This is a genomic window from Chlamydia serpentis, assembly GCF_900239945.1.
Lineage (GTDB): Bacteria > Chlamydiota > Chlamydiia > Chlamydiales > Chlamydiaceae > Chlamydia > Chlamydia serpentis.
Genome location: NZ_LT993738.1, coordinates 173,048 through 191,363, shown reverse-complemented (window position 1 = coordinate 191,363; position 18,316 = coordinate 173,048). Strand labels below are relative to the sequence as shown.

The window sequence follows — 18,316 nt, the reverse complement described above, 5'->3', positions numbered from 1 at the left end:
CGTACTACCCTTGATCACTCTATATAAAATAAATTTGGATATAACCCTCTAAACTATCTGAAACGATTTCTTAATATACAAATATATTCTAAGGAAGGAAGTGGCTTACAAGTGCTTAAAATACATATGTACCTTTAATCAAAAATTAAAAATGTTGACAGGATACTAGAAAACATTAAGAATCCTTTAAAGGATTTTACTATGATTGCAACAGAAGAAGCTCTAACTTTTGATGATGTTCTTCTAATTCCCCAGTATTCTGAAATACTTCCTTCTGAAGTGTGTTTGAAAACGGCCATTTCAAAAACTCTTATCTTAGACATTCCTATTCTTTCAGCAGCAATGGATTCTGTAACTGAAACAGATATGGCGATTGCTTTAGCACAAGAGGGAGGATTAGGCATATTACATAAAAATATGAGCGAAATAGAACAAAGCTCATCTGTTCGAAAAATTAAGGAAAATCTTTCTGATGCCCTTGTAGGGGCAGCTATAGGTACTGGTCTTCAAGGAATTTCAAGAGCTACAAATCTTGTGGAGGCTGGGGTAGATGTCTTAGTTATTGACACCGCACACGGACATTCTAAAGCCGTATTTCAAACAGCTTTGGAGATAAAATCTTTGTTCCCACAAATTACTTTAATTGTTGGAAACATTGTTACAGCTGAAGCAGCATTATTCTTAGCAGAAATTGGAGTTGATGCTGTTAAGGTTGGCATTGGTCCAGGATCAATCTGCACAACTAGAATCGTTTCTGGAGTTGGATATCCACAAATTACAGCAATTATAAACGTAGCAAAGGCCCTTAAAGGCTTCCCTGTGACTATAATTGCTGATGGGGGAATGTGTTATTCTGGCGATATTGTTAAGGCACTGGCAGCAGGAGCGCATAGCGTGATGTTAGGAAGCATGCTTGCAGGCACTAATGAAGCTCCTGGAGAGATTATTTATATTGATGAACAACCTTTTAAAATGTATCGGGGTATGGGCTCTTTAGGAGCTATGGAAAAAGGAAGTGCTGACCGCTACTTTCAAAAACAGGGAGAAAAAAAATTTGTTCCCGAAGGTGTTGAAGGACTTCTTCACTTTAAGGGACCTGTTTATAATGTTCTGTATCAAATTTTAGGGGGTTTACGCTCAGGCATGGGATATCTTGGAGCTAAAAGCCTTCAAGATTTAAGGGATAGGGCATCCTTTGTTAGAGTAACTCAATCTGGAAGAGCCGAAAGTCATATTCACAATATTCAGAAAGTTCAACCATCTCCTAATTATTTAATAAGTTAACAATATAGGAAATATTTGATTTCAATAGTTATCATAGATTTTGGATCTCAGTATACTTACGTATTAGCAAAGCAAATCCGCAAATTATCAGTATACTGTGAGGTTGTTCCATCGAATATCTCTGCGAAGTCTTTAAAAGAAAAAGCTCCTTTAGGGATCATTCTTTCTGGAGGCCCTCACTCTGTCTATGACAATAACTCTCCAAGTTTAGATCGTGAAATCTATCAACTCGATATCCCAATCCTAGGTATTTGCTATGGTATGCAACTTATAGCTAGAGATTTTAGAGGAACCGTAAGTCTTGGAACTGGTGAATTTGGTTATACGTTAATTACTCTATACTCTTCGGACCTCTTTCAAAATCTGGTTCCTTACCAGTCCTTAGATACAAAAATTCGTATGAGCCACCGCGATCATGTGACATCACTTCCTCCAGGATTTAATGTCATTGCCTCTACTTCTCAATGTCCCATCTCAGGGATAGAAAATAAAACGCGAAGACTATACGGATTACAATTTCATCCTGAGGTTTCTGACTCTAATTCAGTAGGAAATCAGATATTAAAAACCTTTGTTCAAAATATTTGCTGTGCTTCAACTAATTGGAATACTTCTTATATACACCAAGACGTTATAAACACAATTCAAGATACTATAGGAGAAGATGAAAAGGTGATTTTAGGGCTTTCTGGAGGCGTCGATTCTTCAGTAACAGCAGTATTATTACATCAAGCTATTGGTGATAGGTTAGTCTGTGTATTCGTAGATACTGGGCTCTTACGAAAACACGAAGTTGAGGAAGTGAAAGAGCAATTTACTACTCTTGGACTCAATTTAGTTATTAAAAATGCCGCCGAATATTTTTATCAAAAACTTACAGATGTTATAGATCCTGAAGAAAAAAGGAAAACACTTGGATCCACGTTCATTGAAGTGTTTGACGATATTGCTCAATCATTAAATGTGCAGTGGCTAGCTCAAGGAACGATTTATTCAGACGTTATTGAGTCTTCTCGCTCAGGATATTCTTCAGAAATCATAAAATCACATCATAATGTAGGAGGTCTTCCCAAAAACCTTAAACTTAAACTCATCGAACCCTTACGCTACTTATTTAAAGATGAAGTCCGCATTTTAGGGGAGGCCTTAGGCCTGCCCAAGGATCTCCTAAATAAGCACCCCTTTCCTGGACCAGGTTTGGCAATTCGCGTTATAGGAAAGATCCTTCCTGAATACCTAAATATTTTAAGACAAGCTGATGAGATCTTTATCGAAGAACTCAAAAAATCCAAACTGTATCATAGAGTAAGTCAAGCATTTGCTCTTTTTCTTCCTATCAAATCTGTATCTGTCAAAGGAGATTGTAGAAGTTACGGTTATACCATAGCTTTGCGTGCTGTAGAATCCTTAGACTTTATGACAGCACAATGGGCACACCTTCCTTTTGATTTTCTTAGCTGGTGTTCATCACGGATTATTAATGAGATACCAGAGGTGAGTAGAGTAGTTTACGATATTTCAGACAAGCCACCAGGAACTATAGAATGGGAATAGTCATATGATTCGCAACAACAGTTGTCTAGTTGCAATATTACTTATTTGAGTCAACTTAGAATATATACTTACTATGCTGTATAACGAACTTCTTCTTCAAAGAGAAGACTCTCGAAATATAACTCAGATACTTAAAGATATCCTTTTATTGTTGCCAAAGCTAAACGCGATTTCTTGCACAGAAGCTATTATTAAAGATCTCCCCAAAGCAGATATTCATGTTCATCTTCCTGGAACAATCTCACCTGAACTAGCTTGGATTTTAGGTGTGAAAAATGGCTTTTTAAAATGGTCTTGCGGTTCTTGGATCGACAATCGACTCCTATCTCCCAATAATCCTCATAAAAAATATTCGAATATTTTCTTAAATTTTCAAGACATCCGTCACAATAAATACCCAAAATTAAGTTTATTGCAATATAACATTATGCATCACGATTTTAATAGTTTTGATAAAGTCATGGCTACAGTACAAGGACATCGATTTCCTCCTGGAGGTATCCAAAGCGAAGAAGACCTTCTTCTTGTTCTCAGTAACTATCTCCAACAATGTCTCAAAGATAATATTATCTATACAGAAGTCCAACAGAATATCCGTCTTGCCCATATTTTATATCCTTATCTTACAAAGAAGTATGCTCGGATGAAATTTTATAAGACACTATTTAATGCGTCACAAATGTTTCATAGACAAGGAATTACCCTACGTTTCTTAAATTGTTTCAATAAAACTTTTGCCACCAAAACAACCTCTAAAGAACCAGCTCAAGAAGCAGCTCAATGGCTCAAAGAAGTCAATTCTGAGTTTCCTGGGTTATTCGTAGGAATACAGTCTGCAGGATCAGAATCTTCTCCGGGGGCTTGCCCACAATTATTATCTTCAGGATATAGAATTGCTTACGATCTGGGACTTGGTTGTGAAGCCCATGCTGGAGAGGGGACAGGCTTTCACTACCTTCAAAATACAATTAATACACTTCCACTACATCGTATTGCTCATGGATTTCAGGCAATTGAAAATCCTGACGTAATTGAAGCGATCCGCGATCGTAAGATTACCCTAGTCATGGCTCCTATAATAAATTTAATTTTAGGAGCAAATTTACATAGCTACCATAATGGTATTAAGATAAATAAGACTCGTATTTCAAGTCTAAATGAGCATCCATTTTTCGATCTCTTTAGACAGCATGGCCTAAAAATAGCTCTGAGCTCCGATAACCCTCAAATGGGGGGAATTTCTTTGCAAAATACGATAATGATTCTCTGCGGACTGATGCCATCAAGCTGGAGCTTACCCTTTCCACTAGGATCTAGCTATCAATCTCCCATAACACTTAGAGAACTTATAGAGCTGGTGATAAATGGAATCACTGTAGCATTTGCCGAAGAAGAAACTAAAATAGTTATATTAAAACAGGTTTTAGCCTTTCTTACTTCTATAACAAATCAAAAGCCTTTAAATCCTCAATTCATTTGAAAGATTCTTAACTTCCTTGACGTTCTAGACATCTATCATAAAAAATCCCTTGAAATATTATATATTCTGGTAAGTCTCTTCTTTACTCCACTTTCGCTAATATAAAAAAGTTTATCTTATTGATAAGATACAAGCTAACAGTAGATTAAGAATACTAACAAGGAATCACAAACTTTATAGGTTCTCTTTATATTGCCTTTTAATACAACTTCGCAAAGAATGTCTGACCAGTTTTATTTAATATAAACTACAAGAATTAAGGGGAACAGATTATGACAAGTATAGAAAAGCAAAAGGAGGATCTGACTTCTTTTTACAACAAATTTCAAAGTGATTGCCCTAAAAATACAAATAAAGAAAAACTAGAACTACATTGTGAAACTATAAAGAAAAAAGCAGCTCCATATTTAGTAAAAATATCAAAAACAGCTCTTCTGGCAAACTCTGTGATTTTTTTGATTGCTGGCATTATACTGTTAGCACTCGCTGCCTCGTCAATTCTATCTCTTATGCCCTATCTTGTTATAGGAATCCTTCTTACAGCACTTTCTGCAATTATTTTAATCTCGATGGTCTATTTTTTTAAACTCACAACAATACTTTCTTTTACTAAATCAAATGATAAAGAAATCTCTGAATGGATAAAACAACAAAGAGCCTATGACATATTATTAGAAAAAGAAAACCCTGAAGAATATGGGGCAGATGTACTTCGGTTGCCTTTTAAAAATATTTCGCCTTCAAAAGCAGTTCGAGAATTAATAGCAGCAGCAGAAAGTAGTACTCTCAAGACATTTTATGCAGATAATGCAGAAACTATTCTATTTATATTTTGGAACCCAAAAAATATGTTTTGGAACCCAAAAGCATTTAAAGACAATATAAACCATAAGTCAGAAGAAGATATACGCAACGTACTAGGAGGTTACACCTTACTGAAAAACGCTAAGGCATTATTTTCAACACTTGTTAATGAAACATTTGAAGGAATAAAAACAGGGGATGGTCTTCTAGAACGTTGTTCTCAGTATCGAGAGAGAGCAAAAACCACACCTTATAGACAACGAGCTCTGTTCTGTCTTACCTACTCTTGTTTTCGTGATGGCCGTCTCACACCATTCCGTGTAATACCTTCTCATATGATAAATAGCTATCTAAGTTTGCGTCAAACCCATCATGAGGAGGACTTTTTCACTCCTGGTCACCCCTGTTATTACGCTCGATTAGCTTTCAATGAAGCTGTCCTCATGTATCGAAAGTTAGTTAATATAAGCGAACTTAAAAAAATGTTTGTTAATAAAGATTATCGTATAAGTCAGGAAGGAAACCTAACCGCCATCCTTAATTTTGTAAAATCTACAGATCAAGGTGATGAATTTCTTATAGAACATGGAAAAACAGAGACAGAGCCTAAATATAGAGATTCGACTGACCTATTTTATTGATTTTCGAAAAGAAACCTATTTTAGCAGATACAGTATTTTTTATTAATAGTTTGATATGACCGAAAACACTATACCAAATGTCAGTACGGCACCTTCAAAAGTATTGACTCAACCAGTCGATAAAGAATCTTTAACACCGAGATACATAAAGCTGACAGTTCTTGTGATTGCCTTACTTCTTTTACTTGGAGGCATTGCTCTGATAGCTTTATCTGTAACAACCCTTCCTCTTATTCCTGCACTAATTCCTGGTATTATTCTTGTAGTCATTTCTTCTATATTTCTAGTATCTAAACTTTATGTGACATGTAAATCCTTAGAGATTAGGGTAGTTAAAGGTGATCCCGAAATTGACAAATGGGTCCAAAATCAGCGAAACATAGATCTTAGAAAAGCTGAGGAGGATCCCGAACATTTTGGAGAAAATGTAGGGGATGGATGTGTTGGGCATACAGCAGACGGGCGATTTAAACTAATGGTATCACAGTGTGAAAGCCGAGTTCTAGAAAAGCTCTATAGAGAAAATAAAGATCTTATTTTATTCAAAGGTTGGGTGCCAAAAACCATAGACGGTATAGATAGAAAGTCAGAATCTCGTATACGTAACGTTATATCTTGCTATAAGTTAATAAAAGCATGTAAATCTAAATTACCAGAAATTATCAAGGAAGCGCAAAGCCGCATTCAAATTTTGCCTCCAAAAAGGGCGAGTCAGAAGGAGCTGCTTTGTTTCTGTATTCAATGGTCTGGTTATCGTTTTGGACCTCTCTCAGCAATACGAACAGGATCTAGGGTTGTAATGAATGCTTACCTAGAGTTGCGTAAAAATAACCCCCCAGAGCTCTTTTTCACTCCTGCTCACCCCTGTTATTACGCTCGATTAGCCTTCAATAATTGTGTTGAATTATGTCGAAATCTGATTGATATTCAACAACTTCAACAAGCCTACGATTCTCAAGACTATAGCGCCAACAATAATCACAATATAAAGCCTATACTTGCGTTAGTAAAAACAACAGATGATGGAGAGGGATTTCTTTCCCAACATCAAGGACTAGAGTTAGACTGTAGAAGTGCCTGTGATATTTTCTATGGTTAAGAGTACTTCAGGTATGCCAGCTAGCTTTATTTTAAAAACAATTTAGATTATAACTTTTCTTGTTTTGATATTATGAGTATATCTACTTTTTCTCCTGGCGTTTGCCCGAATTGGGCAGCCTCTGTTATGAGTAAACTGGATTCTTATTTTTGTTTAGGGGGCAAGACTACTCGAGTTATTTCTTACCCACTTCCTTCTGAGCTTACTTTAGCGAAGGAAGAACATACCGAAGTTTCTACAATAGTAAAGACCTTAAAGATTATTTCCTTTATCATCTTCTTCCCTCTTGTGATAGTTGCCCTAGCCATACGCTATCTCTTACACAAAAAATTTGATAGGAAGTGCTTCTATTTACCAGAAGGAATCACTAAAGAAGAAGAGCTTATCCTTGCTGCCAATCCTAAATTAGTTAAAAAAGCTGCTCTAGAGGTCTCTCCTTCATTCTTTGCACTTCCTAAAAAATATCAGGTTATAAAAGTTGAAGTTGTTAAAGAGCAAGTTCCTAAAATTACTTTCTCTATCAATATAGATCTGATCTTAAAAGACTTGGATCTGCAATCTATTGATTGGCCTACAGTACATCTATACGATGACTTAGACTTTACGTGTCATCCAGAAGAGAAAGCCCTAATTGATAAGATTCGTAAAATTGAAGGAAAGGATAGCAAGCAGATGAGTTTAGAGAGCAAAATACTCTTAACACGTCATCTCTTAGAACATATTTTTGTTTATAGTATTAAGTCGAGTATTAAATTTGATGGGGGTAGAGACTCATTTTTACCAAATATATATAAAACGAATTCAGGGTTTACTATATGGAAGCAACTCTTCTTTAACATCCTATCTGAATGCTTTATTTTGACCGTCGTCTGTGTACTATTGAATAGGCTATTACAACTCGGCTTAAAACTACCACCGCAACCAAGTCCTTATTATTTTGATGACAGAGGTTTCGTTTTATACTGGGAAACAGCGCGCCAAACTGTATTAAAGGATTATGGCTTTATCCAAGATTAGAAAAGAAACAATGTTGAAGAAGGCTACTTTTTGATGTTCAATGAACGTCTGATAATTGTTATTATGTTGCATTAAAAAATTTAGATGACTTTAGTCTAGACAAATTCTATGATACTTAATCAATTAATTAGGACGGGTTCTATTGTGCTTAATTTCTTTTCTGTAATTAGAATTTTCCCAACCTATCCTAGAGACAACATGTTTGGGAACAAACAATCTACGCTATTAGAACGAATTGCGGCAAAAGTAGATTGTTATTTTGATATTGGGTATCAGAATAGCGTGGTATTTGTAATGAAACAATCCGATACAATCTATTATCAAAAAGTCTCTCATAAAACAACTTCTCTTCTTTCTAAGAGGCCTGGAGTTTGTGAATGTGTATTAAAGATTTTATCGTATTTATTGATAGTTCCTTTATTGATAGCTTTGATCTTTAAATGTATTCTTCGACTACTCCTGCATTGTCTGTATTACTTTGAGCCATGCCTCCCTAAACCCAGTGAGATGCTAACTGAAGTTAAAAGCGGGGTCAGAAAAGTGGTTCAAAATTTAAAGCCATCGACCTCTAAAAAACAGGAAAGTGCTTACCCTAAAATACCAGGAATGCGAAGAGGATACAGCTTTCGATAGAAACTAATAAGGCAAAGTAAACCTTTCCTTTACTAGCATAATCCCCTCTTCTATGTCTTAATTCCTAGATAGAACGGAGCTGCCTTTCTTTAAGGAGAAATCTACATTGATTCTAGCTAACTTGAAATTACCTTGATATAGGGAATTCATTACAACATATTTTTGAGAGTATAGCCTAGAGACTTCCTTTACTAGACTAGAACTCTGAAGATTTAAAAGTCTTCTAGACAACAAACTTGTGTCTAACTCTTAATTTTCTAGTAGTTATTTTTTAGGGACTATAAGATGCTTTATTGCAAGGAAAAAAAATAAAGTAAATACAGCTAAGTTATTCGCTAAGATTATGCTCAATATACCAAAACATAAAAGGCTTACTGAAATAGGATGAGTAGAGGCTATAGAAATACAGGCAATGCCTACAGCTAGAACTAAGATGGTTCCTATGGTCAGGACAATTTGATAACATAACACCCTTTTAACTTTCGAATAGGAGTTACGATTTGTCCCTATCATATATTTTTGTAGCGTAAGTATAATTGCGAACAAGGGTGAAGCTGTTACTAGGTCGTATGACATAACTCGGCCTGATTTATAACATATTTGAGAAATATGCTATAAAAACTCCAAGTTTTTGATAAATAGATCATTATGAAAAATTTAAAAATTTTGTGAAGTAAAGGAACTCGATATCGGTAGATATTATTGCCTGTTTATATACCTGAAGTACTTTAAGCCCAGAAAAGGTCACAGCCACTTCTACCGTCTAACTTTAGTCCTTGATGTTGGGAAAGAAACCCCGCTCCATCATCTGTTGTTTTTACTAACGCAAGTATAGGCTTTATATTGTGATTATTGTTGGCGCTATAGTCTTGAGAATCGTAGGCTTGTTGAAGTTGTTGAATATCAATCAGATTTCGACATAATTCAACACAATTATTGAAGGCTAATCGAGCGTAATAACAGGGGTGACCAGGAGTGAAAAAGAGCTCTGGGGGGTTATTTTTACGCAACTCTAGGTAAGCATTCATTACAACCCTAGATCCTGTTCGTATTGCTGAGAGAGGTCCAAAACGATAACCAGACCATTGAATACAGAAACAAAGCAGCTCCTTCTGACTCGCCTTTTTTGGAGGCAAAATTTGAATGCGGCTTTGCGCTTCCTTGATAATTTCTGGTAATTTAGATTTACATGCTTTTATTAACTTATAGCAAGATATAACGTTACGTATATGAGATTCTGACTCTCTATCTATACCGTCTATGGTTTTTGGCACCCAACCTTTGAATAAAATAAGATCTTTATTTTCTCTATAGAGCTTTTCTAGAACTCGGCTTTCACACTGTGATACCATTAGTTCAAACCGACCGCCTGCTGTATGCCCAACACGTCCATCCCCTACATTTTCTCCAAAATGTTCGGGATCCTCCTCAGCTTTTCTAAGATCTATGTTTCGCTGATTTTGGACCCATTTGTCAATTTCGCGATCACCTTTAACTACCGCAATCTCTAAGGATTTACATGTCACATAAAGTTTAGATACTAGAAATATAGAAGAAATGACTACAAGAATAATACCAGGAATTAGTGCAGGAATAAGAGGAAGGGTTGTTACAGATAAAGCTATCAGAGCAATGCCTCCAAGTAAAAGAAGTAAGGCAATCACAAGAACTGTCAGCTTTATGTATCTCGGTGTTAAAGATTCTTTATCGACTGGTTGAGTCAATACTTTTGAAGGTGCTGTACTGACATTTTTTATATTGTTTTCGGTCATATCAAACTATTAATAAAAAATAAGGATTATAATATAAATTGCTTTTATACAGAAAACATCTTGATAACAGAAATTGTATTTAAAGGGATAAAGGATAATGAAAGCCGTGATTCCTTAAAAATGACAGTACTCCCTGAAGGCGGTCTTCTATAACAGATTCATAATTAGCACCAAACCAAATAGCCCATGTGCCATTCGTAGGAGAGATAGCCTGGCAACTTCTTAAAGACAAAATATAGGTAGAAAAATCAGCAAAAGCAATAAAATAGGTGGCCCCAACTAAATCTTGAGGAATTATATCGCAATTAAGTTCAACTGCATGCAATTGATTAGGATAACTTTGTACTAGATCATCTAAAATTCTTAACTGCTCTGGGGAACGTAATTCACGGCCTTTTTTAGGGTATACCGTAAAGAGTTTTCCTCCTTCTTGTAGATAATCGTGAATAATATTAATTCGTTTTTTTACTGTAAGTAATCGTTCTCGATCATTCTGAACGATAGGATCTATAAGACCCGTTGAAATCTCCCCGGTCCCACAAAGAGGCGTCGCTGGAGCGGGAGTATGAATGATGCATGTACAGTTTACAATTTGTTTAGATTTAAGTAAGTATACAATTGCCTGCTCAAAATTTGCCTGAGCATTCACAAAAATTGGGCGTTGGTCCGCATCACTCCCTTCTCGATTAACAAAAGAAGAGATCATTAGCTCCTCAAGCAGTTTAGAAATAGAGCTTTCATATGAGTTATTTTCAGCCTGATTAAAAGCCTTGGTCAACTCCATTAGTGATTGTGAATCAATCATATGATTTGTAGAGAATTTTGGTATAATCAAAAACCGAACTGTTCCGATGAGCAAAGCAGTCAGAAGAACGATTAAGATTTTAGTTTTTTTCATTCAATAGTCTCTTACTTTAATTGAAAGCGAAATACATAATTAAAATTCCAAGTAGTTTATTAAGATATTTAATTTTGGAAAGGATAATCGATCTTATCGAATCAATCAATATAGATCGCCCTTAAACTTGAAGGAACCTCTAAGGGTCTACAAACTTCTTCTACGTTATTGTTCCACATCCTAAATAAGGCTCCCTTGTAAGAAAAATTATTTCCTAGTCGGGGTTTTCGGAAGAAAACCTGCTACTTTTAACACATCTATTCGTTTAGGAGGAAATATGAAACGGAATTGACTAAAGGATACACTATATTGACGAGCGACTGGAAGACATTGATCTCCCCAAAAAAACCCTAACTCTAAAAGTCTGTCATAAACCATTGTTCCAGGTGAGTCTCTGTGAATAGAGCCTGTCTGCATAAAGTAAATCTCATGCCATATGGTTTTTTCCCCTCCACATACATTTTCATCATATGTATAAGGCAAGCGTACACTATGTATAATACCATCCTCTGTTGGGTCAAGACTAGGCTGCTGGGTGCAGATACATTCTAGGAAATGTAGCGCCAAGAGCCTTTTGCTTTCTAGACTCATCTGCTTGCTATCTTTTCCTTCAATTTCACGAATCTTATCAATTAGAGTTTTCTCTTCTGGATGACCCGCAAAGTCTAAGTCATCGTATAGATGTAGTGTAGGCCAATTAATCGTCTCCACTTTTAAGTCTTCTAAGAGCAACTCTGTATTGATAGAGAAAGCAACCTTAGGAGCTTGTCCTTCAAGAGCTTCGAATTTTATAACTTGATATTTCTTCGGAGTAAAATAAAATAAAGGAACTACAGTTAGGGCAGCTTCTTTAACTAATCCAGGGTTTGCAATAAGGATACGCTCTTCATGTTCAGTCATTGTCATTGGTAAATAAATGTATTTTCTATCAAATTTTTTGTGTAAGAGATAGCGTATGGCTAGGGCAACTATCACAAGAGGGAAGAAGATGATAAAGGAAATAATCTTTAAGATCTTTACTGTTGTAGAAACTTCGGTATGTTCTTCCTTCGCTAAAGTAAGGCCATTAGAATCTATAAGAACAATTCTTTCTCTAATCCCAGAGAAATCGAAATAAGAGTCTAAACTCCTCATAAGAGAAGCTTGCCAACTATAAGAACAATTTGTGTAGGTACATGAGTTTGACATAAAAACCCCTATCTAGAGATGTTAAAAACCCCTATCTAGAGATGTTAAAAACCCCTATCTAGAGATGTTAAAAACCCCTACTATATTTAGAATCGATGTAAATATTACATCCATTATACATATATTTATATTTTTTAAAAATCTAAATATCAAGCTTTTCAGACATATTTAGGATCAATTCTTTTAGTAGAAGTGATCAGCAGCCCCCAGCACTGCTTTCCAGAAAGATCGGACTACCTTTGGCTTTATCCTAAGAACAAACCCAATCTAGCCCCATTTAGAGAGCAATAGTTTTTCTTAAAATAAAAACTATTTATCAATTTTACATTACCTAATTCCTGACTGACTTGCCACGTATTATCTTGTATAGAGTGAACGGTCATTCTCCTGCCACTGATTATAGGCCTGCGTAAGTTTCTGATGAATTTTATAAAAATATTTATAAATAAATAGAGTCTGAGTTAAACTTTTTGCCAATTTTAAATAAAAACTCTTAAATATCTCCTAGATGAAAACATATAACTTTTCTCCCTCTATCAATTTATCCTGGTCAGAGTCTCTAATGGTTCAATTAGACTCATATTTCTTCCTAGGAGGACAAAAAACAAAGGTTATTGCTATAACTCCCTCAGGGCTAAGATTTTGCTCAACAAGCACAAATAAGATATCTACAACACAAAAAATTTTAAAAATTCTCTCCTTTATCTTCTTCCCTATTGTTTTAATCGTCTTAGCCTTAAGGTATTTTTTACATCTAAAGTTTGAAAATCGTGAGGTATTTTCTACTCCTGCTTGGGACCCATTAATCGAGGAAGCACTTGAAAAACATCCTGTATGTATAGAAGAAAGCTTTATTTCTGCAAATCCTGTATTTTTTGCTTTTCCAAAAACTATGCGTTATCTCCGCGTACGCCTTCCTCAAGATAGCAGTGTCCCACAAATCACTCATTGTATACAGGAAGGCATAGTAAAATTATCAAGTCTTATTGATCTGACAAAGATTCCCTGGTCAACTGATTGTCTTCACCTTGACATGGTTGCAAGCAAATCTAATCGTCTTCTTGTCAATCGTTTAATCAAAGAAGAGTGCTCTCCTGAACTTAGTGATCAAGGGAAACAACTCCTTTTACAAAGTATGTTGCAGCATCTTTTTATTACAGGTGTAAAGCAAGACAATCCCGGAACAAATCCCCAAGGCCCTAGACTTACGTTATTCCCTGAGACCGTTAAAAAAGATGGCCAATTAAAAAAAACATTTTGGTTTTCAATCTTTTTTGATAAAGAGAACTTGCAAGAATCTCCAGGTGTTATGATCTTAAAACAGCTCTATAAGTTAGGTGTGGATTTACAAACAATCTTACCCTTCGAAGAGAACCCAAACTTAGCTCGTGTAAGTACTGAAGGCGGCCTACGGATCTATTGGGAGTCGAGATTCCAATCTGTACTTCAAGATTATGGTTATACCTTTAAGTAAAAGGAGCGAAGAACAATAGCTCTAATATTTTGACCAAAGACTAATCCCCTATTAATAATAGAAAATTACAAACATAGTTTTATGAACCGTCATTTTTTAGGACTGAGTTATTAGTAGTTCCTAAATCAAGAAACTATTCATAATTTTCCTGCGTTCCAAAAAGCAATTATTCCTTTAATCTATTTAGATTATTTTCCCCTATATGTACGGTTATGAAAATTTATAGCATCACTTCAGAAGTAAAAGCGACATGGCCGCTTCAGCTCGCATCAAAGATAGACTCCTATTTGTTCTTAGGAGGGAAGAGAATAAGGATTGTGGCTATCCCAAAACCTAGTCAGATTATTGGACAAGAAGAAGAAGTCCAGATCTCCCTAATTATAAAAATACTAAAAATTTTATCCTTTCTGATCTTTCCTCTTATTGCTATTGCTCTAGCCCTACACTATTTTCTACACGCTAAGTATAACAACTGTTTACTCGTCTCTAAGGTCCTTCAAAGCACACAGCAATCAGTTCCTATTCCAGGTGCTCCCGCAGGCACCTTTTCTCCTTATAAAATAACAACACTAGTTCCAATGTCTCAAAAAAATCTACGCTTTATTGGATCTAATCCGATACTAGTTCAAAGCGCTTTTGAAGCAACAAAACCAACTTTTTTCTGTGTGCCAGTAAAATATCGTCAAATTGTAATTAAAAATGGAAAAATCAATTTTTTTCTAGATCTTGAGAAACTTGCTGACGATATTAACTTAGATTCCGTTCATTGGCCAGCTGCCTATCTTAATTCTCCTATGGACTTCTGTAGTGATGAGGATCGACGTCTCATAAAAAAAATGCAAAGTGATCAGACAGGAACTTATATAAGTTCGATAGGAAAACGTAGCCTTTTAGATTTCATGTTAAAATACCTATTTATCGATGGTATTACGCAAGACCAATTCTATAATCCCTCATCGGGTAGAGTTACTTTATTCCCTAAAGTTCCTCATATCTATGCTCGTTATAGCAAACAAAACTCTACAATATGGTTCGAAGTTTTTTTCAAAAAAGGCCCTTTAGAAGAAGATCAGGGAGGAGGATTCTATATCTTAGAACAATTGAGAAAATTAGGAGTTAAATTTCCTATTATTCCTTCTCAAGGAGGACAAAACCCTGATTTTGAACGTATTCTCGGGATTCGCGTCTATTGGGAGACTTCATACGAAAAACCACTCTCGCATGGAGTTAAAATGACAAGCTAGATTTTCTCCTAGGAGATGGAGTGAAGAGTTTGACTTAAATTAGAATAACTAAAAACTGTGCTTGTTATAAACAAGCAATTGATATAAACTACTCTTTTTGAACTCTTTAAAAGGTCGTTATGATTCCTTTTTGTTCGAAAATCTGTATAGCTAAGTCATATCTCAAATCAGTTAATCCGGATCTGACACCTGCCTCTAACACTTTAGAATCTATAGCAGCTAGAATAGACAGTTATTTTAATTTAGGACATATAAGCAAAGTAATCCTGCTTCACAAAATTGTCATCCCTACAAAACGAAAAGCTCTAATCATTTATACATTATCTAAGGAACCCTCTCGTCAATCCAATTTTATTCGCATATTAAAAATCTTATCGTTCCTATTAATCATTCCATTAGTAATAGCTTTCGTATTTAAATGTATCATTCGGTTAGCCCTTTACTGTAAAAGTCATTTTTATAAAAGTAATGTAAGTATAGAACCACCGGAACTGAAGTATTCTATACCAACGAATTTTCTCGACTAATTTTTCTTTAAAAACTACATTAACGCAGATCAAGCATATCTATAAGGTAGGAGCACCCTTTGATCACAGGCGCGGTATTAAAAAAACATGAACGGCGCACTATGTTTTCACTGACTCTACTTAATAAATTCACAACTTTCGGCATTTTACATGCTCCCCTCCATGTTAATCCTCCTCATCCTACGGTTGTCCTTCTCCACGGCTTAGCGTCGGACAAAATAGGTTCAAAGCGCTCCCATGTAAAACTAGCTCATGCATTGACTCAATTAGGAATAGCAGCTCTTAGAGTTGATCTCCTTGGTCACGGAGATTGTGAGGGTCAGCTTACAGATTTCTCTCTTGAAGATTATAAGGTCAGTACTCGTGAGATTATTGAATACGCTCATTCCCTTCCTCATCTAGATCGAGAAAATCTAGCTATTTTTGGTTCCTCTCTAGGAGCAACTCTGACTCTCCTAACCCTGCCTTCTATTGATAAAATTAAAGCTATAGCTTTATGGGCACCCACAATTTCAGGTGAACTAATGTCTATAGAATTACAAAAACAGCCTTCAGAAGTTATTTCAATTCATGGAAATAGTGAGATTATTTATTCTGGCGTTCCTTTAAACCCTATTTTCTATTCACAATTCTTAAAATTAGACATTCTTAAGGAGCAGCCTTTTTTCCCTAAAAATCTTTCCGTCCTTTATATGCAAGGTGAGAAAGATTGCCTGGTTTCTGTAAATCACCAAAAACTTTTTGCTCAAGCCTTTAAAAATAAACTTAAAAAACTTACCATCCTTACTTATCCTAATGTGGATCATACCTTTCCTCTTCTAGACACTTCTGCTCTTTCAGATCTCACTCAGTGGTTAAAAAACGAATTAATTTCTAGAGAATAAACCTGTGGAACTTCTCTCTTTAAACAAAAGCTACTTTGAAATCCAGCGCCTGCGCTATCGCCCAGAGACTCTTTTTTTATTGGAAACAATACGTTCCAAACATATTCAAGAATCGCATCCTTCATCCTATCCTCCCCGAGAATTAAAAGAACAAATTCCTAATCTATGTCGAATTCCAGAAGTTTCTATTTATGATCAAGAAGCAACCTCATCTAAACCATTAAAAATCGGGGTTTTGCTATCAGGAGGACAAGCACCTGGCGGTCACAATGTTGTTATTGGCCTTTTTGATGCTTTAAGAGCCTTTAACCCTAAAACTCGCTTGTTTGGATTTGTTAAAGGACCTTTAGGACTCACTCGTGGACTCTATAAAGACTTGGACATCTCTGTAATTTATGACTACTATAACATGGGGGGCTTCGATATGCTGTCCTCTAGTAGAGAAAAAATTAAAACTGAAGAACAAAAAAAAATTATTCTCAATACAGTAAAGAAATTAAAACTAGATGGATTACTCATTATTGGAGGAAACAATTCAAACACAGATACTGCTATGCTTGCAGAATATTTTCTATCTCAAAACTGTAAGATTCCTGTAATTGGAGTTCCTAAAACCATAGATGGTGATCTAAAAAACTCTTGGATTGAAACCCCTCTAGGTTTTCATACTTCTTGCCGCACGTACTCAGAAATGATTGGAAACCTGGCTAAAGATGCTTTGTCTACAAAAAAGTACCACCATTTCATTCGGCTTATGGGCCAACAAGCTTCTTATACTACTTTAGAATGTGGATTACAAACTCTCCCTAATATAGTCCTAATTAGCGAGCACATTGCAACTAGAAAAACCTCTTTAAAAAAGCTTAGCGAACATCTTGCTTTAGGTCTTGTACATCGATATCGCTCTGGGAAAAATTACAGCACAGTATTAATTCCTGAAGGTTTGATTGAGCATATTTTTGATACACGAACACTTATAGACGAACTCAACATTCTGCTTGCTAACGGAGACTGTACTATTGAAAAGATCATTACCAAACTCTCTAGACAAGCCTTACAAACTTTTTATTCTCTTCCTAAAGAGATTAGTAACCAAATCCTTCTAGCTCGAGATTCCCACGGCAATGTTAGAGTTTCAAAAATCGCTACAGAAGAACTTCTTGCCACAATGGTAGAGAAGGAAATTAAAAAGATCGAACCCAATATGGAGTTTCAATCGGTATCTCATTTTTTCGGTTATGAAGCAAGAGCAGGATTCCCTTCAAATTTTGACTGTAATTACGGAATAGCTCTGGGCATCGTGTCTGCATTATTCCTAGTCCGAAAAAAAACAGGATACATGATTACAATAAACAACCTTGCTGAGGCATATAACCAGTGGCAAGGCGGAGCGACTCCTTTATATAAGATGATGCACATAGAAAGCCGATGTGGAATAAAAACTCCCGTTATTAAAACAGATTTGGTAAATCCAGAAGCTCCTGCTGTTCAATACTTACTTAAACAAAGTGATTCTTGTTTGATTGAAGATTTATATTGTTTCCCTGGACCTTTACAATATTTTGGCCAAGAGGAGCTTATAGATCAGCGCCCTTTAACCTTAATTTGGGAAAACCAATCAGGTTCTCCTTCAATCTAGAAACATTGCGATCATAAGCAGATCGAGTACCCAAGCATGAGTTAAAGACCGCATCTTTTCGTCTTAATTAAAATTCTTATTTATAAATTAAACATATCTTTGCTAAAGCTATATAAAAACCGATTTTAGTATTTATTTTAATAGCAACTATAGAATACAATAGATGCGTTTTAAACTA

Annotated in this window: 15 protein-coding genes; 11 read left to right on the top strand and 4 right to left on the bottom strand. The window is 35.6% G+C overall.

Annotated elements, in window-relative coordinates:
- Positions 1–201: 201 nt before the first annotated feature.
- The 7 genes from guaB (at position 202) to C834KP_RS00710 (ending at position 8,512) form a co-directional block, all read left to right on the top strand.
- On the top strand, positions 202–1,284 hold the full coding sequence (gene guaB / locus C834KP_RS00740; RefSeq protein WP_108896315.1) for an IMP dehydrogenase: 1,083 nt from the start codon (positions 202–204) through the stop codon (positions 1,282–1,284).
- Between the two features lie 15 nt (positions 1,285–1,299).
- Positions 1,300–2,838: a glutamine-hydrolyzing GMP synthase gene (gene guaA / locus C834KP_RS00735; RefSeq protein ID WP_108896314.1), complete on the top strand. Its 1,539-nt coding sequence runs from the start codon at positions 1,300–1,302 to the stop codon at positions 2,836–2,838.
- Positions 2,839–2,911: 73 nt separating this feature from the next.
- Positions 2,912–4,318 carry an amidohydrolase family protein gene (locus tag C834KP_RS00730; protein WP_108896313.1) on the top strand — a complete coding sequence of 469 codons (1,407 nt, stop codon included), beginning with the start codon at positions 2,912–2,914 and terminating at the stop codon, positions 4,316–4,318.
- A 272-nt stretch (positions 4,319–4,590) separates the two neighbouring features.
- Positions 4,591–5,763 carry a hypothetical protein gene (locus C834KP_RS00725; protein ID WP_108896312.1) on the top strand — a complete coding sequence of 391 codons (1,173 nt, stop codon included), beginning with the start codon at positions 4,591–4,593 and terminating at the stop codon, positions 5,761–5,763.
- Between the two features lie 55 nt (positions 5,764–5,818).
- Positions 5,819–6,862, top strand: a complete 1,044-nt coding sequence (locus C834KP_RS00720; RefSeq protein ID WP_157951043.1) for a hypothetical protein — start codon at positions 5,819–5,821, stop codon at positions 6,860–6,862.
- Positions 6,863–6,934: 72 nt separating this feature from the next.
- Positions 6,935–7,879: a DUF648 domain-containing protein gene (locus tag C834KP_RS00715; protein WP_108896310.1), complete on the top strand. Its 945-nt coding sequence runs from the start codon at positions 6,935–6,937 to the stop codon at positions 7,877–7,879.
- 144 nt (positions 7,880–8,023) lie between these two features.
- Positions 8,024–8,512 (top strand): DUF648 domain-containing protein, encoded by a 489-nt coding sequence (locus C834KP_RS00710; protein WP_157951042.1) that lies wholly within the window; start codon positions 8,024–8,026, stop codon positions 8,510–8,512.
- A gap of 264 nt (positions 8,513–8,776) precedes the next feature.
- Here C834KP_RS00710 and C834KP_RS00705 read toward each other — a convergent pair whose 3' ends face one another.
- From C834KP_RS00705 to C834KP_RS00690, 4 genes are all read right to left on the bottom strand, one after another.
- The gene (locus tag C834KP_RS00705) at positions 8,777–9,088 is read right to left on the bottom strand and encodes a hypothetical protein (RefSeq protein ID WP_157951041.1); all 312 of its coding nucleotides are present in this window, start codon (positions 9,086–9,088) and stop codon (positions 8,777–8,779) included.
- Positions 9,089–9,240: 152 nt separating this feature from the next.
- A complete protein-coding gene (locus C834KP_RS00700) occupies positions 9,241–10,284 on the bottom strand; it encodes a hypothetical protein (RefSeq protein WP_108896307.1) in 1,044 nt (347 codons plus the stop codon).
- Between the two features lie 79 nt (positions 10,285–10,363).
- Positions 10,364–11,182 carry a hypothetical protein gene (locus tag C834KP_RS05355; RefSeq protein ID WP_231911692.1) on the bottom strand — a complete coding sequence of 273 codons (819 nt, stop codon included), beginning with the start codon at positions 11,180–11,182 and terminating at the stop codon, positions 10,364–10,366.
- Positions 11,183–11,389: 207 nt separating this feature from the next.
- A complete protein-coding gene (locus C834KP_RS00690; RefSeq protein ID WP_108896306.1) occupies positions 11,390–12,370 on the bottom strand; it encodes a DUF648 domain-containing protein in 981 nt (326 codons plus the stop codon).
- Between the two features lie 508 nt (positions 12,371–12,878).
- On the opposite strand from C834KP_RS00690, the gene C834KP_RS00685 reads away from it, so the two are divergent.
- The 4 genes from C834KP_RS00685 (at position 12,879) to C834KP_RS00670 (ending at position 18,138) form a co-directional block, all read left to right on the top strand.
- Positions 12,879–13,844, top strand: coding sequence for a DUF648 domain-containing protein (locus C834KP_RS00685; protein ID WP_108896305.1), 966 nt, complete (start codon positions 12,879–12,881; stop codon positions 13,842–13,844).
- A gap of 317 nt (positions 13,845–14,161) precedes the next feature.
- Entirely contained in the window at positions 14,162–15,088 is a 927-nt protein-coding gene (locus C834KP_RS00680) for a DUF648 domain-containing protein (protein WP_420808678.1), read from the top strand.
- Between the two features lie 628 nt (positions 15,089–15,716).
- Entirely contained in the window at positions 15,717–16,499 is a 783-nt protein-coding gene (locus tag C834KP_RS00675) for an alpha/beta hydrolase (protein WP_231911690.1), read from the top strand.
- A gap of 4 nt (positions 16,500–16,503) precedes the next feature.
- Complete coding sequence (locus C834KP_RS00670) at positions 16,504–18,138, top strand: diphosphate--fructose-6-phosphate 1-phosphotransferase (protein WP_108896302.1); 1,635 nt, start codon at positions 16,504–16,506, stop codon at positions 18,136–18,138.
- Positions 18,139–18,316: the final 178 nt, after the last annotated feature.

Bases quoted from the DNA above. Each gene is read 5' to 3' on its own strand.
- guaB (WP_108896315.1), top strand. From the start codon at position 202: ATGATTGCAACAGAAGAAGCTCTAACTTTTGATGATGTTCTTCTAATT.
- C834KP_RS00730 (WP_108896313.1), top strand. From the start codon at position 2,912: ATGCTGTATAACGAACTTCTTCTTCAAAGAGAAGACTCTCGAAATATA.
- C834KP_RS00725 (WP_108896312.1), top strand. From the start codon at position 4,591: ATGACAAGTATAGAAAAGCAAAAGGAGGATCTGACTTCTTTTTACAAC.
- C834KP_RS00720 (WP_157951043.1), top strand. From the start codon at position 5,819: ATGACCGAAAACACTATACCAAATGTCAGTACGGCACCTTCAAAAGTA.
- C834KP_RS00715 (WP_108896310.1), top strand. From the start codon at position 6,935: ATGAGTATATCTACTTTTTCTCCTGGCGTTTGCCCGAATTGGGCAGCC.
- C834KP_RS00705 (WP_157951041.1), bottom strand. From the start codon at position 9,088: ATGTCATACGACCTAGTAACAGCTTCACCCTTGTTCGCAATTATACTT.
- C834KP_RS00700 (WP_108896307.1), bottom strand. From the start codon at position 10,284: ATGACCGAAAACAATATAAAAAATGTCAGTACAGCACCTTCAAAAGTA.
- C834KP_RS05355 (WP_231911692.1), bottom strand. From the start codon at position 11,182: ATGAAAAAAACTAAAATCTTAATCGTTCTTCTGACTGCTTTGCTCATC.
- C834KP_RS00690 (WP_108896306.1), bottom strand. From the start codon at position 12,370: ATGTCAAACTCATGTACCTACACAAATTGTTCTTATAGTTGGCAAGCT.
- C834KP_RS00685 (WP_108896305.1), top strand. From the start codon at position 12,879: ATGAAAACATATAACTTTTCTCCCTCTATCAATTTATCCTGGTCAGAG.
- C834KP_RS00675 (WP_231911690.1), top strand. From the start codon at position 15,717: ATGTTTTCACTGACTCTACTTAATAAATTCACAACTTTCGGCATTTTA.